15 protein-coding genes are annotated in these 19532 nt (G+C 53.8%); 11 read left to right on the top strand and 4 right to left on the bottom strand.

From position 1 onward, the window contains the following. Complete coding sequence (locus tag Q7C21_RS19685) at positions 1-1233, top strand: O-antigen ligase (RefSeq protein WP_192378099.1); 1233 nt, start codon at positions 1-3, stop codon at positions 1231-1233. An 80-nt stretch (positions 1234-1313) separates the two neighbouring features. Here the strand turns inward: Q7C21_RS19685 and Q7C21_RS19690 are convergent, their stop codons facing one another. Continuing rightward, the gene (locus Q7C21_RS19690; RefSeq protein WP_078804938.1) at positions 1314-2711 is read right to left on the bottom strand and encodes a sugar porter family MFS transporter; all 1398 of its coding nucleotides are present in this window, start codon (positions 2709-2711) and stop codon (positions 1314-1316) included. A 534-nt stretch (positions 2712-3245) separates the two neighbouring features. Beyond that, positions 3246-4397, bottom strand: a complete 1152-nt coding sequence (gene metK / locus Q7C21_RS19695) for a methionine adenosyltransferase (protein ID WP_003853369.1) — start codon at positions 4395-4397, stop codon at positions 3246-3248. An 840-nt stretch (positions 4398-5237) separates the two neighbouring features. Here metK and speA point away from each other — a divergent pair. The 3 genes from speA to Q7C21_RS19710 all read left to right on the top strand — a co-directional run bounded on the left by speA (position 5238) and on the right by Q7C21_RS19710 (position 8908). Beyond that, positions 5238-7214: a biosynthetic arginine decarboxylase gene (gene speA, locus Q7C21_RS19700; protein WP_039660728.1), complete on the top strand. Its 1977-nt coding sequence runs from the start codon at positions 5238-5240 to the stop codon at positions 7212-7214. Between the two features lie 170 nt (positions 7215-7384). Next, entirely contained in the window at positions 7385-8305 is a 921-nt protein-coding gene (speB, locus tag Q7C21_RS19705; protein ID WP_003853366.1) for an agmatinase, read from the top strand. A gap of 192 nt (positions 8306-8497) precedes the next feature. After that, a complete protein-coding gene (locus Q7C21_RS19710) occupies positions 8498-8908 on the top strand; it encodes a YidB family protein (RefSeq protein ID WP_008925681.1) in 411 nt (136 codons plus the stop codon). Between the two features lie 64 nt (positions 8909-8972). On the opposite strand, the gene Q7C21_RS19715 is transcribed toward Q7C21_RS19710, so the two are convergent. After that, entirely contained in the window at positions 8973-9731 is a 759-nt protein-coding gene (locus Q7C21_RS19715) for a M48 family metallopeptidase (protein WP_003853364.1), read from the bottom strand. 271 nt (positions 9732-10002) lie between these two features. On the opposite strand from Q7C21_RS19715, the gene tkt reads away from it, so the two are divergent. The 7 genes from tkt (at position 10003) to Q7C21_RS19750 (ending at position 18440) form a co-directional block, all read left to right on the top strand. Then, the gene (tkt, locus tag Q7C21_RS19720) at positions 10003-11997 is read left to right on the top strand and encodes a transketolase (RefSeq protein WP_008925680.1); all 1995 of its coding nucleotides are present in this window, start codon (positions 10003-10005) and stop codon (positions 11995-11997) included. 314 nt (positions 11998-12311) lie between these two features. Next, entirely contained in the window at positions 12312-13331 is a 1020-nt protein-coding gene (epd, locus tag Q7C21_RS19725) for an erythrose-4-phosphate dehydrogenase (RefSeq protein ID WP_192378100.1), read from the top strand. A 51-nt stretch (positions 13332-13382) separates the two neighbouring features. After that, positions 13383-14546: a phosphoglycerate kinase gene (gene pgk, locus Q7C21_RS19730; RefSeq protein ID WP_003853361.1), complete on the top strand. Its 1164-nt coding sequence runs from the start codon at positions 13383-13385 to the stop codon at positions 14544-14546. A 105-nt stretch (positions 14547-14651) separates the two neighbouring features. After that, the gene (fbaA, locus tag Q7C21_RS19735) at positions 14652-15731 is read left to right on the top strand and encodes a class II fructose-bisphosphate aldolase (RefSeq protein WP_003852838.1); all 1080 of its coding nucleotides are present in this window, start codon (positions 14652-14654) and stop codon (positions 15729-15731) included. Between the two features lie 208 nt (positions 15732-15939). Further along, positions 15940-16821, top strand: coding sequence for a small-conductance mechanosensitive channel MscS (mscS, locus tag Q7C21_RS19740; RefSeq protein WP_003852840.1), 882 nt, complete (start codon positions 15940-15942; stop codon positions 16819-16821). Between the two features lie 125 nt (positions 16822-16946). Beyond that, positions 16947-17570 (top strand): arginine exporter ArgO, encoded by a 624-nt coding sequence (gene argO / locus Q7C21_RS19745; RefSeq protein ID WP_003852843.1) that lies wholly within the window; start codon positions 16947-16949, stop codon positions 17568-17570. 144 nt (positions 17571-17714) lie between these two features. Next, positions 17715-18440 (top strand): oxidative stress defense protein, encoded by a 726-nt coding sequence (locus tag Q7C21_RS19750; protein WP_003852844.1) that lies wholly within the window; start codon positions 17715-17717, stop codon positions 18438-18440. Between the two features lie 30 nt (positions 18441-18470). Here the strand turns inward: Q7C21_RS19750 and Q7C21_RS19755 are convergent, their stop codons facing one another. Continuing rightward, a complete protein-coding gene (locus Q7C21_RS19755) occupies positions 18471-19376 on the bottom strand; it encodes a LysR family transcriptional regulator ArgP (RefSeq protein WP_008925678.1) in 906 nt (301 codons plus the stop codon). Positions 19377-19532: the final 156 nt, after the last annotated feature.

Here is a 19532-nt window from a genome sequence, read left to right on the forward strand (position 1 = left end):
ATGGTTAATTTTTCAGTTATTGCGCTCTGTCTGGCGCTGTCACTGAATATGTTTGTTACCGGCCTGCCGCAAAAAATATTCTATCTGGTCTCTTATCTCTCCGTTGCCTCCGTGTTGTATGGCCTGGTGCGCAGGCGAGAGGACTTTAAAGAGAACGGTTTTTATATCGCCCTGTTTGCTGTACTGATTATTTTTGCCCTGATCCGTCTCTTCTGGGCGATACACGCTAAAGGGATCGAAACCGCGCCCTCAAAAGATGCCATCACCAATATCGGCAACTATCTGCTGGGGGCGAAGCGACTGTTACTGGGCGCCTTTGTGCTGCTCAGTCTGGCGATTTATGGTCATCGGGTCTCTGCTACCACGCTGCGCATCGGAAAAGTGTTAATTCTGGTGGGACTGTTGATTACGCTGGGCTTTGGTATTCACGAGCATCTTTATACCGAAAATATCCGCATCAAACTCACCACCGAAGCGGCCTCGATGTCCTCCTACATGATTCTTTTTATCTACTGTGCCTGGCTATGGCTGAGCCGCTTTGAGACGCACTCGTACTGGAAGGTGGCTGATGTCGTTGCGCTGGCGGTGACCTTTGCCTTGCTCTACCTGTGCGGTACACGGGTGACCCTGATTGCGCTGATTGCCGCAGGATTGCTGTTCCTGGTGCAGACTTATCGGCTGTCGTTGCTGACCAACTGGCGGATTAGTGCTTTGCTGGTGGGCGTGCTGGCGGTGCTGATCCTGATGACCAGTAACCGCTGGGTGGAGGGTGTGCAGGATATCGAGAACTATGGCTCAAACAGCTCAACCTCCCTGGGCGCACGTGTGGCTATCTGGGGCGGGGCGATGAATTTTATTGAGCATCATGGCGGTTTTGCGACGCCGGATGCGCGCACCACCGAGGCCCGACAGTTCATCACGGCGCACTATCCTCACAATACTGAGGGCTATACCAACGTTAAATACAACATGCACAACGAGTTTCTGGAAGTGACGACACTGCAGGGCTGGCTGGGTGCGCTGTCGCTGGCGCTGCTCTATCTGACCGTGCTGGCAGGCGTGCTGAAGAAGTGCGATCTGCGCGGTGTTGCGCTGCCGATGCTGGGATTGTTTATCTGCGGACTGACCGATTCGGTACTGCCTTATAATCAGACTGCCACCATTTTTATTATGGCTCTGGCGCTCTGCTGTATACGGCGGCCGCTGCCGGTCACGCACGTCACCGCTGCATAGTCTCTGTCTGAACCTATAAAAAAGGCGGGGTTTCTCTGGAAACCCCGCCTTTTTATTACCGCGATTTTTACGACGTAACGTTAGTCGCGTGAACCGATGTCGCGCAGTTTCTTACCTGCCATCAGATTACGTTCAATGTGCTCCAGCGAGACGTTTTTGGTCTCAGGAATCAGCATCAGCGTCAGCAGAATGAAGAACAGGTTAAGCGCCGCGTAGACCCAGAAGGTGTTCGCATTGCCCAGCGTATTCAGCATGGTCAGGAAGGTTGCACCCACGATCATGTTTGCGATCCAGTTGGTGGTCGTAGAGACAGTGATACCGAAGTCGCGGCCTTTCAGCGGCTGAATTTCGGAACAGAGTACCCAGATCAACGGACCGGCTGACATGGCAAAGCCAACGATAAACATCAGCAGCATACCGATCGCAAAGTACTGTGCGCCTGCAGAGTGAATACCGAAGTGCAGCATTGTACCCAGCACGCCCATACCGGCTGCCATCACCATAAAGCCCAGAATCAGCGTAGGTTTACGACCCCAGCGATCCACCAGACCAATAGCAATAAAGGTGGCCAGAACGTTGACCAGACCCACAATCACCGTGCCCCACATCTGCTGGGTGGTGTTAGTGAAGCCTGCGATTTCAAAGATTTTTGGCGCGTAGTACATGATGACGTTCATGCCGGTAAACTGCTGCATCACCTGCAACAGGATGCCGAGATAGACCGCGCGACGGAAGTGGCTGCTGCTGGTGAACAGACCCCAGCCAGACTGCTTGACCTTCAGGCTCTCACGAATCTCTTCCAGCTCACGTTTTGCCTGCTCGCTGGTGTCACGCAGACGATCCAGTACACGTTGTGCATCGCGGAAGTTGCCTCGCGCCGCCAGCCAGCGCGGGCTGTTTGGCAGGAAGAAAACACCGACCAGCAGCAGCAGTGCCGGAATCGTGATGATACCCAGCATCCAGCGCCAGTTGCCGGTAAAGCTGAATGCGGTATCGGTCAGGTAAGCACCCAGAATACCGATAGTAATCATCAGCTGGTAAAGCGAAATCATACTGCCGCGAATTTTTTCCGGTGCGATCTCAGAAAGATAAAGCGGGGCGGTATAAGAGGCGATACCGACAGCCAGACCCAGCAGAACGCGGGCGCTGATCAGCATTTCCGGGTTTGGCGACATTGCTGACCAGAGTGAACCGATCACGAACAGAATCGCACCAGCCATCAGGCTTTTCTTACGGCCCAGGCGGGATGACATCCAGCCGCTGCCGATAGCACCGACCGCCGCACCAAACATCATGGAACTGACGATCCACTCCTGCTGATGAGGGGTGACGTTAAAGTCCTTTGCGATAAACGGCAGAGCACCGGCGATAACGCCGATATCCAGACCGAACAGCAGTCCCGCAAGGGCCGCCAGAAAGCAGACAAATAAGGTCATCGCCTTATTTGAAGTTCTGCTTTTGTGTGTATTGCCAGGCATTGTAGCCTCCAGGTTTATCCATCATTGTTTTTATCAATGTTAAAAAACCATTTGCGGGAAAAAAGTGAGCCTGATCACATCAGTGTAATCGCTTACACACGCTGAAACCCTGAAATTCAGCATATTTTTCCCGGAAAGATTAATTAACCAGTGAGGTATAGCACTCATTAAGTTTCTGACAATGCTCTATTTAGTGGCTATCAGACGACGCTGAAAATAACGCATTTTCAGCATAATAACTACGTGCGTTAATTCTTAAATGTCAGATATACAAAGCATTTCGATTTGTAATCGTTAACATTTTGTCGTCAGAAAAAGCGAAAGGAAGTGTAGCTGAGAACTGAAAATTTGCTGCAGAGTAAAGAGGATGTCATTCAGGTTCGTTTTTTTCGTCTTCAGATGTCTGGAATAAACAGCAGGGTTATCGTATTCCGGTGCCGGGCGGAGGCAAGCATTCTCTGGTGAGCAATGGGGCTGATCGGGCGATAAAAAACCCTGCCACCGGGGCAGGGTTTTTATCAGCAGCCGCTAACCTTACAGGCCAGCTGCTTCACGCAGCAGGGCAGCTTTGTCGGTTTTTTCCCATGGGAAATGTTCGCGACCAAAGTGACCGTAAGCTGCGGTCTCTTTATAGATTGGGTGCAGCAGGTCCAGCATCTGAATCAGACCGTATGGACGCAGGTCGAAGAACTCGCGTACCAGCAGCGTCAACTGTTCAGTTGAGATTTTCTCGGTGCCGAAGGTTTCCACCATGATGGAGGTCGGTTCAGCCACGCCAATAGCGTAGGAGACCTGAATTTCACAACGGTCAGCCAGACCCGCCGCCACGATGTTTTTTGCCACGTAACGCGCTGCATAGGCGGCAGAGCGGTCAACTTTAGAAGGATCTTTACCCGAGAACGCACCGCCACCGTGACGTGCCATACCGCCGTAGGTGTCGACGATGATTTTACGGCCGGTCAGACCGCAATCGCCCATCGGACCGCCAATCACAAAGCGACCGGTTGGGTTAATGTGATATTTAGTCGAGGCACTCAGCCATTCTGTTGGCAGAACCGGTTTGATGATCTCTTCCATCACCGCTTCCTGCAGATCTTTCTGACTGATGGATTCAGCGTGCTGGGTAGACAGAACGACTGCATCAATGCCAACGATTTTGCCATCGTCATACTGGAAAGTGACCTGGCTTTTGGCATCCGGACGCAGCCACGGCAGGGTCCCGTTTTTACGTACTTCAGCCTGACGCTGAACCAGACGGTGCGCGTAGGTCACCGGCGCAGGCATCAGCACGTCAGTTTCGTTGGTGGCATAGCCGAACATCAGACCCTGATCACCCGCGCCCTGTTCCAGCGGATCGGTGCGGTCAACGCCCTGATTAATATCCTGAGACTGTTTGCCAATGGCGCTTAATACCGCGCAGGAGTTGGCATCAAAGCCCATATCGGAATGAACATAGCCGATGTCACGTACGGTCTGACGGGTGATCTCTTCAATATCGACCCAGGCGCTGGTGGTGATTTCACCGCCAACCAGAACCATTCCGGTTTTAACGTAAGTTTCGCAGGCCACGCGCGCTTTAGGATCCTGTTCGAGGATCGCATCCAGCACAGCATCGGAGATCTGGTCGGCGATTTTATCGGGATGTCCTTCTGATACGGACTCGGACGTAAAAAGGTGTTTAGCCATTCTGTTCTTTACCTTAAATATGGTTTGAGTACGACTGCATAGCGCCAGTGAGGTTGTCTGACCTGACGCCCCTTCAGGCAAAGCCGCGAGCAGTGAGGTAGTATCAGCACAGCAGGCTGACACCGCCTGGATAGTAACCTGTTTAGATGGAAAACCATCTGGACGGCTATTTTAGGATAGAGGATAAACCAATTACCAGCCCTTTTTCTGTTTAAGCGCTTAACCTGTAACCGTTATCGGCATAATTTGCTGACACTGCACGCAATTCCCGGATAATCTTTTTGCATTTTAGCGCTGTAAACTGTATAAAACGCCGCTGCTTCGATAGCAGCAGCAAGGATGACGCCACTGTTTGCGTCGCGCCTGTCAGACTCTGGTCTGGCTTTCACCCAGGTTGTTTTCCATGTGCCCCTGGCATATGCGGAGGTGATACAAGTAATGAACCACGCTTTTTCTTCTTCCGGTTCCTTGCGCTGCGGCGCTGCACTGGCTCTCTCCTGCCTCCCATCTGTTTCTTTGTCCTGCCGACACTATGTCCGATGCGGTAATTTTACCGACACAGGCGCCGGCTAATCTTTATCTCTGTTCTGCTGGTTTGGTCTCTTCTCTGCGCCCGCGTAGCGGAACGACGCAGGTTATCCATGGTCAATACATAACTAAATGTTCTCTGTTTAAACGGAGATGGCCAGGGTGTTTTACACTTAACTCTCATGCGTGAATCGCGCTGACGGCAACGTCAGGTGAACAGGACATTGTGTTTAATGTGGCAACAGGTTTTCAGATTAGCGGCCATAAAGCCGGTTAGCAGTTCTATCTTTCAACGGAAAATTGAGGTTCGCGATGTCTGACGACATGAAGAATATCAAAGGTTCGTCAGCTGGCGAACAGGGTGCACTCCGCTCCATGCAGGAGGTGGCAATGAACGATCAGGATGCGAGCAAAATGTTGCGTACGTACAACATCGCCTGGTGGGGCAACAACTATTATGACGTTAACGAACTGGGCCACATCAGTGTCTGCCCCGATCCGGATCGTCCGGATGTGCGCGTCGACTTAGCCCGCCTGGTTAAAGAGCGCGAAGCACAGGGCCAGCGTCTCCCCGCCTTGTTCTGCTTCCCACAGATTCTGCAACACCGTCTGCGCTCGATTAACGCCGCGTTTAAACGTGCGCGCGAATCTTACGGCTACAAAGGCGACTACTTCCTGGTTTACCCGATTAAAGTTAACCAGCACAAACGCGTTATTGAGTCGCTGATTCACTCTGGCGAGCCGCTGGGACTGGAAGCCGGCTCGAAAGCCGAGCTGATGGCCGTGCTGGCGCATGCCGGTCAGACCCGCTCAGTGATCGTCTGTAACGGCTACAAAGATCGCGAATATATTCGTCTGGCACTGATTGGCGAGAAGATGGGCCACAAGGTCTATCTGGTGCTGGAGAAGATGACGGAAGTGCGGCTGGTGCTGGAAGAAGCGGAGCGTCTGAATGTCGTGCCGCGTCTTGGCATCCGTGCGCGTCTGGCTTCGCAAGGCTCCGGTAAATGGCAGTCGAGCGGCGGCGAAAAATCGAAGTTTGGCCTCTCCGCCACGCAGGTGCTGAAACTGGTTGAGATCATGCGCGAAGCGGGTCGCATCGACAGCCTGCAGCTGCTGCATTTCCATCTGGGTTCGCAGATGTCCAACATTCGCGACATCGCGACCGGCGTGCGTGAGTCGGCGCGTTTCTACGTCGAACTGGCGAAGCTGGGCGTTAACATCAAATGTTTCGATGTCGGTGGTGGTCTGGGCGTCGATTACGAAGGCACGCGCTCGCAGTCTGACTGCTCGGTAAACTATGGCCTGAATGAGTATGCCAACAACGTGATCTGGGCGATTGGTGCGGCCTGTGATGAGCACGGTCTCGAGCATCCGACCGTCATTACCGAGTCGGGTCGTGCTGTGACCGCGCACCACACGGTACTGGTCTCCAATATCATTGGTGTCGAGCGTAACGAGTTCAGCGAACCTGAAACGCCGGATGCGGATGCGCCGCGCCCGATTCTCAGCATGTGGGAAACCTGGCAGGAGATGCATGAGCCAAGCACCCGCCGTTCGCTGCGTGAATGGCTGCACGACAGTCAGATGGATTTGTCTGATATCCATACCGGCTACGCCTCCGGTACATACGATCTGAAGCAGCGTTCATGGGCTGAGCAGCTCTATCTGAGCATCTGCCACTATATTCAGCAGCATCTTGATCCCAGTAACCGTGCGCACCGTCCGATCATCGACGAACTGCAGGAGCGCATGGCAGATAAGATCTACGTTAACTTCTCGCTGTTCCAGTCCATGCCGGATGCGTGGGGTATCGACCAGCTGTTCCCGGTACTGCCGCTGGAAGGGCTGAACAAGAAGCCGGAGCGCCGCGCCGTGCTGCTCGACATCACCTGTGACTCCGATGGCACCATCGATCACTATGTGGATGGCGACGGTATCGCAACGACCATGCCGATGCCGCAATATGACCTGGATAACCCGCCAATGCTGGGCTTCTTCATGGTCGGTGCTTATCAGGAAATTCTGGGCAACATGCACAACCTGTTCGGTGACACCGAGGCGGTAGATGTCTACGCACGCGAAAATGGCGATGTGGAAGTCCAGCTCTCTGATGAAGGCGATACCGTGGCGGACATGCTGCGTTACGTGCAGCTTGATCCCAACGAGCTGATGGCGCTGTTCCGTAATCAGGTGCAGGCATCCGATGTCGACGAAGAGCTGCGCGCGCAGTTCCTGGAAGAGTTTGAGAGCGGCCTCTACGGTTACACCTATTTAGAAGATGAATAATCGGCGCTGGCAGCCTGCAATCGCATATTGCAGTTGCCGTTAACTATGCCGATAATCTGACCCACTCAATCCCTTCCTCGTCGGGCCTAACGACGCGGAGGGGATTTTTTTCATCTCAACCTTAATGGCTTGCGGGCCTGGCCTGACTAACGCACATAGAGAGAGCAATTATGTATAACACCCTTGGCAATCAGTATGACAACTCCCTGGTTTCTAACGCCTTTGGTTTCATGCGTTTTCCGCTGAATTTCCAGCCTTACGACAGCGACGCCGAGTGGGTTATCACTGGCGTGCCATTTGATGCTGCAACATCGGGCCGTCCGGGCAGCCGCCTGGGTCCGGGCGCGATTCGTCAGATCTCCACCAATCTGGCCTGGGAAGGCTGCCGCTGGCCGTGGGATTTCGACCTGCGTCAGCGTCTGAACGTGGTCGACTGTGGCGATCTGGTTTACGCCTTCGGTGATTCGCAGGATCTTTCCGACAAGTTGCAGGCTCACGCGGAAAAACTGCTGGCCAGTGGCAAGCGCATGATGACTTTTGGCGGCGATCACTACGTTACGCTGCCACTGCTGCGCGCCCATGCAAAACACTTCGGTAAGATGGCGCTGGTGCATTTCGATGCGCATACCGACACTTACTCCAACGGCCCGACCTTCGACCACGGCACTATGTTCTTTACCGCGCCGAAAGAAGGTCTGATCGATCCACAGCATTCTGTGCAGATCGGTATCCGCACCGAATTCGACAGGAGCCTTGGCTTCAACGTGCTGGATGCGGCGCAGGTCAACGACCGCAGCGTTGACGATATCCTCGCGGAAGTGAAACGCACCGTTGGTGATCTGCCGATCTATCTGACCTTCGACATCGACTGTCTGGATCCGGCGCATGCGCCTGGCACCGGCACGCCAGTGATTGGCGGCCTGACCACGGATAAAGCGACCAAGCTGATCCGTGGCCTGCAGGGCATGAACATTGTCGGCATGGATCTGGTGGAAGTGGCACCGGGATACGATCATGCTGATCTGACAGCACTGGCGGCGGCAACGCTGGCGCTGGATATGCTGCATGTTCAGGCTGCAAACAAAGGTTAATCCTGTCATGAGCCTGCCGGGTTAACCTGGCAGGTTTTGCGCCGCCGGCTAATGCGGCACAGTGCCAGTAACGACCGCCATCCGGTTTTCCTCCTCAGGATTGTTTCCCTTTATCGCGACGCTCACTGCTCAGGCGTAACCGCGCATCAGCAGCTAAACTCATTGATATCAATTCTCAACGTGGAGGCAATCATGGGCTTTCTTGATGAACTGGCGGGATCGCTACAGGGCGCGCAGAGTGATGGGCATCTGCCCGGACAACTGCAGGCGGTCTGGCACTGGGTGCAGGAGCAGGGCGGTATTGAAGTGCTGCTGCAAAAATTCCAGCAGGGTGGGCTGGGTGAGGTGTTTGGTTCGTGGATCGGAACCGGGGCAAATCAGCCGGTAGAACACAGCGACATCCACTCTGCATTTGGTCAGGCTGAGCTACAGTCACTGGCGGATAAGCTGGGAACCGACGTTAAGGGCGCCGCGGGCACGCTGGCGGTTATTCTGCCGCAGTTGATCGACAAAATGTCACCTCAGGGGCATATGGATGAGGCGTCGCTGCACGAGAATAAACTCGATTTAGGTTCGATGGTGGATCAGATATTCAAACGTTAGGTCAGTGATTCTGACCTGATCCGTACTGCAGGCGCATGCTGCGTGCATGCACCTGCATCAGCCGTTACTTCTTCGCGTCAGCCGCAATACGTTCACGGATGTGCTCGGCACGCGCTTCAGAAGCGGGGTGCGAGTCAAACATCGAGCTCTGACGTCCCTGTTCAAGCTTCGCCAGTTTCTCAAAGCTGGTCACCAGACCTTCCGGATTAATGTTGCGCTTCTTCATCAGATCGTAGGAGTAATCATCCGCCTGCGATTCCTGAGTCTGAGAGAACTGTGCGTTAACCAGTTTTTCACCCATCTCACCCAGTTGCGACTGCGACAGTGAACCAATCACGCCGCCAACTGATGCGGCTGCCGTGCGGGCGGCGGTTGTGGCATACGCCAGCTGCATCGCTTTACGCGTATGACCCAATGCAACGTGGCCCATCTCATGGCCCAGCACGCCTTCCACCTCATTGTCAGTCATCATATCCATCAGGCCGCTGTAAACGCGGATACAGCCGTTTGCCATCGCCCAGGCGTTGACATCTTTGGTCTGATAAACCTTATAGTTCGCCGGAACGCCATTGATATTATCGCCCAGCGCGGCTGCAATCTTATTCAGGCGCTGCTGATACTCACTGTTAGCGGGCGCCAGCTGATTATCCTTGTCCATCTGCTCACAGGATTTATCGCTCAGTTGCTTTACCTGATCGTCGCTCAGGCTATAAGCCTGATAGGCCTGCGCGCCAGATTGCATCAGTGCATTATTGTCTAAACCCTGACAGCCGCTGAGCATCGCTGTCAGGCCAAGTGCTAACACCATTTTTTTGGTTTTCATGCTGTATCCCATCCATAACAAGGTAAGAAAAACAAACACCTGAAACTCACTCAGATGAATAAACGATTTGGTTATAGCGTGCCAGTCTGCACTTTGCTAGCAGACCTGGCCGAAAAAGCCATACGAAGCGGTGACATTTAGCGTTTTACAACATGTACTTTTGACCTGACTTTCATGTACATTGATGGGCAACTTTTTCCTTGTTTTGCCCGGTAACTCATTAATAACAATCAGTTAAGGTGCGAAGCATTAATCCGACCTGGAGTAGAAAATGCCCTCTCGTAAAGAGCTTGCCAACGCCATTCGTGCGTTAAGTATGGATGCAGTACAGAAAGCGAAATCGGGACATCCGGGTGCCCCAATGGGCATGGCGGACATCGCTGAAGTACTCTGGCGCGGCTACCTGAACCACAACCCGACCAACCCGCTGTGGGCCGACCGCGACCGTTTCGTCCTCTCTAACGGTCACGGCTCAATGCTGATCTACAGCCTGCTGCACCTGACCGGCTACGATCTGCCACTGAGCGAACTGGAAAACTTCCGCCAGCTGCACTCAAAAACTCCAGGTCACCCTGAATATGGCTACACCGTGGGCGTTGAAACCACCACCGGTCCGCTGGGGCAGGGCATCGCCAACGCCGTCGGCTTCGCCATTGCTGAACGCACACTGGCCGCGCAGTTTAACCGTCCGGGTCATGACATCGTAGACCACAACACCTATGTCTTCATGGGTGATGGTTGCATGATGGAAGGTATTTCTCACGAAGTCTGCTCACTGGCGGGTACGCTGAAGCTGGGCAAACTGGTTGCCTTCTATGATGACAACGGTATTTCCATCGATGGTCACATTGATGGCTGGTTCACTGATGACACCGCTAAGCGCTTTGAAGCGTACGGCTGGCATGTCGTGCGCGGCGTAGACGGCCATGATGCAGATGCGATTGCTAAAGCGATCGACGAAGCGAAGAGCGTCAGCGACAAGCCTTCACTGCTGATGTGCAAAACCGTTATCGGCTTCGGTTCACCGAACAAAGCGGGCACCCATGATTCACACGGCGCGCCGCTGGGTGATGACGAAGTGGCACTGACCCGCAAACAGCTGGGCTGGAACCACGCACCGTTCGTTATTCCTTCAGACATCTACGCTGAGTGGGACGCAAAAGAAGCGGGCCAGGCGAAAGAAGCGGCATGGGATGAGAAATTCGCTGCGTATGCGCAGGCCCATCCTGAGCTGGCTGCTGAATTTAAACGTCGCGTGAGCAACGAACTGCCAGCTAACTGGCAGGAAGAGTCTCAGAAGTTCGTTGAACAGCTGCAGGCGAACCCGGCGAAGATCGCCAGCCGTAAAGCGTCACAGAATGCTATCGAAGCCTTTGGTAAAATTCTGCCGGAATACCTGGGCGGCTCAGCTGACCTGGCGCCGAGCAACCTGACTATCTGGTCTGGTTCTAAGCCAATCAACGAAGATGCTGCGGGTAACTACATCCATTACGGCGTGCGTGAATTCGGTATGACCGCTATCGCCAATGGTCTGGCACTGCATGGCGGCTTCCTGCCATACACCGCTACCTTCCTGATGTTCGTTGAGTATGCGCGTAACGCAGCGCGTATGGCGGCACTGATGAAGATCCGTCAGATCATGGTCTACACTCACGACTCAATCGGTCTGGGTGAAGATGGCCCGACGCATCAGCCGGTTGAGCAGATGGCGAGCCTGCGCACCACACCAAACATGAGCCTGTGGCGTCCATGTGACCAGGTAGAATCTGCGGTGGCGTGGAAATATGCTATCGAACGTCAGGATGGCCCAACGGCACTGATCTTCTCCCGTCAGAACCTGGCGCAGCAGGAACGTGATGCTGCACAGCTGGCTAACGTGGCGCGCGGTGGTTACGTGCTGAAAGATTGCGACGGCACCCCTGAGCTGATCCTGATCGCAACCGGTTCAGAAGTTGAACTGGCTGTCGGTGCCTGGGACAAACTCACCAGCGAAGGCCGCAAAGTGCGCGTGGTCTCGATGCCGTCAACCGATGCTTTCGACAAGCAGAGCGATGAATACCGTGAATCTGTGCTGCCTAAAGCCGTCAGCGCTCGCGTTGCTATTGAAGCGGGCATCGCTGATTACTGGTTCAAATACACGGGCCTGAATGGCGCTATCGTGGGTATGACCAGCTTCGGTGAATCTGCACCTGCAGATCAGCTGTTCGAGCTGTTTGGCTTTACCGTTGACAACGTCGTCGCGAAAGCGAAAGCGCTGCTGGCGTAATAACTGGCCAGGCGGGTCTGCTCCCGCCTGGTTGTGAAATTAAAGGGGCGATCCTTTCGTCCCTTTTGCTCTTTTATTCCTGCAGTAATAACACTTTCTGGCTTAAATTTGTGACGCAGATCCAAATTTATGCAGTCAGATTGATCGCAATCATTCCTGTTATTCCTTCCTTCTATTATTCTGGCTGAACCGTTTCAGTCGTCGGGCCAGCCGCCCTGATTTCGGACAATGCCGGGCAAGAATCTCCTGTACAAAATGCAGTGAAGCGCTCAGGCTAACGGCACGTTTTTTCAGTCTGACGTGGCAGGAGAGAAATGACGGTACGGATAGCGATAAATGGTTTTGGCCGGATTGGACGCAATGTCCTGCGCGCGCTCTATGAAACGGGCCGACGTGCAGAGATTACCGTGGTCGCGATTAATGAGCTGGCTGAAGCCACCGGTATGGCGCACCTGCTGAAATACGATACCAGCCATGGCCGTTTTGCTTTCGACGTTCGTCAGGAGCGCGATGTTATGTGGGTGGGTGGCGATACCCTGCGCATTTTGCACCGTGCAGACATAGCCGATTTGCCGTGGCGTGAACTCGATGTGGATGTGGTGCTGGACTGTACCGGCGTCTATGGCTCACGGGCTGATGGCGAAGCCCATCTGCAGGCGGGTGCCAAAAAAGTGCTGTTCTCTCATCCTGGCGGAAACGATCTCGACGCGACTGTCGTGTTCGGTGTTAACCAGCAGGATCTCACCGCCAGCGATCGCATCGTCTCCAATGCGTCCTGCACCACAAACTGCATTATTCCGGTCATTAAACTGCTGGATGATGCGTTTGGTATCGAATCCGGCACCGTCACGACGATCCACTCGGCGATGCACGATCAGCAGGTGATCGACGCCTATCACAGCGATCTGCGCCGGACCCGTGCGGCCAGTCAGTCCATCATTCCAGTGGATACGCGTCTGGCGGCAGGCATCACCCGTATTTTTCCGAAATTCAACGATCGCTTTGAGGCGATAGCCGTTCGCGTCCCGACGATTAACGTGACGGCCATTGATCTCAGCGTTTCTGTGTATAACGCGGTAACGGCATGTGACGTTAACACCTTGTTGCGAAGCGCGGCAGAAGGGGCATTTCGTGGTATAGTTGACTACACGGAATTACCGTTAGTCTCAGTAGATTTTAACCATGATCCGCACAGTGCCATTGTGGACGGAACACAAACGCGGGTCAGCGGTCAACACCTTATCAAGACACTGGTCTGGTGTGACAATGAATGGGGCTTTGCTAACCGAATGCTCGACACGACGTTAGCGATGGCCGCAAGCGGTTTCAGGTAAGACGCGGTTTGCGTCTGGCAAAACTTATGAGAATCAACGAGAGGATTCACCATGTCTGTAATTAAGATGACCGATCTGGATCTGGCTGGTAAACGCGTTCTGATCCGTGCCGATCTGAACGTACCAGTTAAAGAAGGTAAAGTGACGTCTGATGCACGTATCCGTGCTTCTCTGCCAACCATTGAAGCGGCGTTGAAACAGGGCGCGAAAGTAATGGTTACCTCTCACCTGGGTCGTCCGACCGAAGGTGAATACAACGAAGAGTTCTCGCTGCTGCCGGTAGTTAACTACCTGAAAGAGAAGCTGAGCGGCACCACTGTGACCCTGGCAAAAGATTACCTCGATGGCGTTGAAGTGGGCGCTGGCGAACTGGTTGTGCTGGAAAACGTTCGCTTTAACAAAGGCGAAAAGAAAGATGACGAAGCGCTGTCTAAAAAATATGCCGCCCTGTGCGACGTATTTGTGATGGACGCGTTTGGTACTGCGCACCGCGCGCAGGCTTCTACCCACGGCGTTGGCAAATTTGCCCCTATCGCCTGTGCCGGTCCGCTGCTTTCTGCAGAACTGGAAGCGCTGGGTAAGGTCATGAGCAACCCTGAGCGTCCGCTGGTGGCTGTTGTTGGTGGTTCTAAAGTCTCTACCAAATTTGATGTGCTGCAGTCTCTGGTCAAAATCGCGGACACCGTGATTGTCGGCGGCGGCATTGCGAACACCTTCGTGGCTATCGACAACAATGTCGGCAAGTCACTGTATGAACCCGACTTCGTTGAAGCGGCTAAAGGCCTGCGCGATCAGCACGGTATCCCGGTTCCAACTGACTCTCGCGTCGGCACAGAATTCTCTGAAACTGCGCCAGCGACCGTGAAAAAGGTTTCGGAAGTAGCAGATAACGAAGAGATTATGGACTTCGGTGATGAAACCGCTCAGGCCATGGCTGCCATCCTGAAAGAGGCTAAAACCATCCTGTGGAATGGCCCGGTGGGCGTGTTTGAGTTCCCTAACTTCCGTAAAGGCACCGAGATCGTGGCTAACGCGATTGCAGACAGCGATGCCTTCTCTGTTGCAGGCGGCGGCGATACCTTAGCGGCTATCGACCTGTTCGGCATTGAAGACAAAATTTCCTACATCTCTACCGGCGGTGGTGCGTTCCTGGAGTTCGTGGAAGGCAAAAAACTGCCAGCAGTTGCCATGCTGGAAGAGCGTGCGAAGCAGTAATCCTTTGGGGGCGATGCCTCGCGGCATCGTCTGAAGTCTTGCCCATCTGGGCGTTTAAATCGACGTTCCTTTAAGGGAACAACGGTCACGAAACAGGACACAATCATGTCTAAAATTTTTGATTTCGTAAAACCCGGCGTTGTCACTGGTGATGACGTACAGAAGATCTTCAAAGTTGCGAAAGAGAACAAATTCGCACTGCCAGCCGTGAACTGCGTCGGCACCGACTCCATCAATGCGGCACTGGAAGCGGCAGCGAAAGTGAAAGCGCCAATCATCATCCAGTTCTCTAACGGTGGTGCTGCATTTATCGCCGGTAAAGGCTTCAAGACTGACAAACCACAGGGCGCGGCAATCTTCGGTGCTATCGCCGGTGCACACCATGTTCACCTGATGGCAGAGCAGTATGGCGTGCCGGTTATCCTGCACACTGACCACTGCGCGAAGAAACTGCTGCCGTGGATCGATGGTCTGCTGGACGCGGGTGAAGAGTACTTCCAGAAAAACGGTAAGCCACTGTTCTCTTCTCACATGATCGACCTGTCAGAAGAGTCACTGGAAGAGAACATCGAAATCAGCAGCAAGTACCTGGCGCGCATGGCGAAACTCGACATGACGCTGGAAATCGAACTGGGCTGCACCGGTGGTGAAGAAGATGGCGTGGATAACAGCCATATGGACGCATCTGCTCTCTACACCCAGCCAGAAGATGTGAACTACGCATACGAAAAACTGAATGCTATCAGCCCGCGCTTCACCATTGCGGCTTCATTCGGCAACGTACACGGCGTTTACAAGCCAGGTAACGTGAAACTGACCCCAACCATTCTGCGTGATTCGCAGAAATTCGTGTGTGAAAAACATGGCCTGCCGCACAACGCGCTGGACTTCGTTTTCCACGGCGGTTCAGGTTCTTCAGCTGCAGAAATCGAAGAGTCTATCAGCTACGGCGTGATCAAGATGAACATCGATACCGATACCCAATGGGCAACCTGGGACGGCATCCTGCAGTACTACAAAAAGAATGAAGGCTATCTGCAGTCGCAGCTGGGTAACCCGGAAGGCGACGACAAGCCAAACAAAAAATACTACGACCCACGCGTCTGGCTGCGTTCAGCCCAGGCCTCAATGGTCGTGCGTCTGGAGCAGGCTTTCAAAGAGCTCAACGCTGTCGACGTTCTGTAACTGATATTGAGTTTCGGTATAAACTGTCTTCTGTATAAAAAAGGCCCGAAAGGGCCTTTTTTTTGATCTTTTTTCGCCGGATTTGCGTCAAAGGTCATGCAGGTTTGGCACACCGGCATTTATTGTTTACCCTTTTGTCAGGGATTGTCAGAGCTGTTCTGACAATCTGTTGTTACTTCCCTTGGGAATTTAATTACAGGATGGTTCCATGCAGGATACGGGTATGTTTGATGAGCTTAACAACGCAGGTAACTGGATAGTACGCAATCAGGAGCTGCTGATAAGCTATGCGGTGAACATTGTCGCAGCTATCGCGATTATCTTTGTGGGTATGATTGTTGCACGCATCATCTCCAACACCGTTAATCGTCTGCTGTGCGCACGTCATATTGATACGACCGTTGCTGACTTTTTGTCGGCGCTGGTGCGCTACGGCATTATCGCCTTCACACTTATCGCGGCGCTGGGTCGCATTGGCGTACAGACCACCTCGGTTATTGCCATCCTCGGTGCGGCCGGTCTGGCTGTGGGTCTGGCCTTAAAAGATTCACTGTCAAACCTGGCTGCCGGCGTACTGCTGGTGATCTTCCGCCACTTCCGCACCGGTGAGTTTGTGGATCTGGGTGGCATCATGGGCACAGTCATGAACGTGCAGATCTTCTCTACGACGCTCAAGTCAGCGGATGGCAAGCGCGTGGTGGTGCCGAACGGTAAAATCCTTGCCGGAAACATCGTTAACTTTTCGCGCGAGCCGGTACGCCGCAATGAATTTATTATCGGCGTCTCCTACGATGCCGATGTGGATCAGGTTCTGACGCTGCTGCGGGAAGTCGTTGAAGCAGATGAACGTGTACTAAAAGATATGGGTATCCAGATTGGGCTTAACGAGTTAGCCGCATCCTCAATGAATTTTGTCGTGCGCTGCTGGAGCAACAGTGGAGACCTGCAAAACGTCTACTGGGATCTGATGAAGAACTTCAAGCGTACGCTGGATGGCAAAGGAATTGGTATTCCTTATCCGCAGATGGATGTGCATCTGCACCGCGTCAGACCGTCAGATACACCTGCACCAGAGACACAACCGCAGTAATTTGTTCAATGGGCGGCGTCTGTCGCCCATTAATTTTACTAATCGTGGATTAATTCTTTCAATTTCCGCTAATCATCGCCTCTCTTTATACTTCCCCACATCTGACCATGTGAGGACGTAATTCTGTGATATCTCTCTACTTTCAGGGGCTTGCCCTGGGCGCTGCGCTGATCCTGCCATTGGGACCACAAAACGCATTTGTGATGAATCAGGGCGTGAAACGTCAGTATCATCTGATGACGGCGGCACTCTGCTCACTGAGCGATATTCTGCTGATATGCGGCGGCATCTTTGGCGGCAGCGCCCTGCTAAGCCAGTCTCCGCTGCTGCTGATGGTCATCACCTGGGCAGGCGTAGCCTTTCTGCTCTGGTATGGCTGGGGTGCGCTGCGAAGCGCTTTTCGTGGCAACGCCGATCTGGCGGATGGCGAGCCACTGAAGCAGAGCAGGGGACGCATTATCGCAACCTTGCTGGCGGTAACCTGGCTCAATCCGCACGTCTATCTCGACACTTTTGTGGTGCTGGGCAGTCTTGGCGGCCAGTTGCCCAGCACCACGGCGCGTCAGTGGTTCGCGCTGGGCACCGTCAGCGCGTCGATCCTGTGGTTTTTCGGCCTGGCGCTGCTGGCCGCGTGGCTGTCACCGCGCCTGCGCACCGCGAAAGCACAGCGTGTGATTAACCTGCTGGTCGGCGCGGTAATGTGGTTTATCGCCCTGCAACTGGCGCGTCAGGGTATTGCCGGTTTTTGATCTTAGCCTCGATCCCGGGCGGTAATTGCCGCGCTGCGGACGAACTTTTGGCATAATGACCACTCAAAGCATGGCGCATACCGATGCGCTGTTGGGCTTCGCCGGTTGGAAGCCGTCATAGTGACCTTTTCAAGGAGGACTTTCATGAAACTGAAAGCATTGGCTCTGGCCGCAATCATGAGCGCCGGGGCATTGCCTGGCGTACACGCTGATGAGTTACCGAACGGACCGCACGTGGTGACCTCAGGCAAGGCAACGGTCGATGCTCGTCCCGATATCGCGACCCTCTCTATCGTTGTGAACGTGTCATCGAAAGATGCCGCAGATGCGAAAAAACAGGCAGATAGCCGGGTTGCGCAATATTTCGATTTTCTGCAGAAGAATGGCATCGAGAAAAAAGATATCGATGCGGCTAACCTGAGCACGCAGCCAGAGTATGACTACACCAAAGAGGGTAAATCCGTACTGAAAGGCTATCGTGCTGTGCGTCAGGTACAGGTCACCCTGCGTCAGCTGGACAAGCTGAATGATCTGCTGGACGGAGCACTGAAATCCGGTCTGAATGAGGTGCGTAGCGTCGAGTTAGGCGTGGCAAACCCGGAAAGCTATAAAGAGCAGGCGCGTAAAGCGGCGATTAAAAACGCCACTCAGCAGGCATCGCAACTGGCTGAAGGCTTTAACGCGAAGCTGGGATCGATCTACAGCATCCGTTATCAGGTCGCCAACTATCAGCCAATGCCGATGAACCGCATGTACAAAGCGGCGGCAGCGGCAGATACCTCGGCGCAGGAGACTTATGACCAGCAGAGCATCAACTTTGACGATCAGGTTGATGTAGTGTTTGAGATTAAGCCCAACGCGGCACAATAAAAAAACGGGGCTTTTGCCCCGTTTTTGTTTTCAGGCCGCGACGTCATTCTGACGCAGCACCCGATGTCCATGCGCAATCAGCGCATCGGTCACCCGACGCATTAACCGGCTTTCAGGCGCAAACCGATGCCAGTAGAGCATCCGGCGCTGATACAATCCCGGCGTCAAATCGATTAACTCACCGCTCGCCAGCTCACGTTCAATCTGAAGATGTGGAATCATACAGCAGGTCGATCCCTGTCGGGCCATCTGCACAAAGGCTTCAGACGAGTTCACAATGTGGCAGGGCACACTGCCAGGTGAAAGGTCAAAGTTCTGCTGCAGGAAAGCCTGGTGCATATCATCAAGATGATCAAAAGCCACGGCAGGCGCTTTCAGCAGGGCAGAGCGGGTAACGCCGTTTGGAAAGAAGCGTTCAGCAAAGTCGCGTGACGCCACAAACAGGTAGTCGAGCGCACCCAGCTGATCCACCAGGCAACTCGGCAGCGGCTGCGGCTGAATACTCACCGCACCCACCACTTCACCCCGACGCAGACGCTCCTGAGTGCGTGTTTCATCTTCAACCTGCAGATTCAGGCGAACGGGGGAGTCAGCCAGCACATCTTTTAGCGCAGGCAGCAACCAGGTCGCCAGACTGTCGGCGTTGACCGCCAGCGACAGCAGCAGCGGCGTGGTGCCACTGTTCTCATCGCCCAGCCACTCCTCTTCCAGCAATTCCACCTGATGCAGTAACGCCAGTAGTTTTTGGCCCTGTTCGGTCGGGCGCGGCGGCACAGTGCGCACCAGCAGCGGCTGACCAAACAGGTTCTCCAGCTGCTTGATTCGCTGTGAAACTGCAGACTGAGTGATACACAATTTTTGTGCGGCACGCTCAAATCCGCGTTCGCGGATCACTGAATCCAGCGCCTGAAGCGTTCGATAATCCGGGCGTTTCATTAATATTCATTCTCCTTCAGGATGGACGTCACTATGCCACAAAACTGTTATCTGTGATGGTTCTCTTGTTTTTGTGGACTGGCTTGCAAAGCGATAAATCCACGTCGGTCAGCCGAGCATTTTCAGCAAGCCTTGTTTTATACTACGCGCACTTCG

It is taken from the genome of Pantoea sp. ANP04 (assembly GCF_041982285.1).
GTDB lineage: Bacteria > Pseudomonadota > Gammaproteobacteria > Enterobacterales > Enterobacteriaceae > Pantoea > Pantoea eucalypti.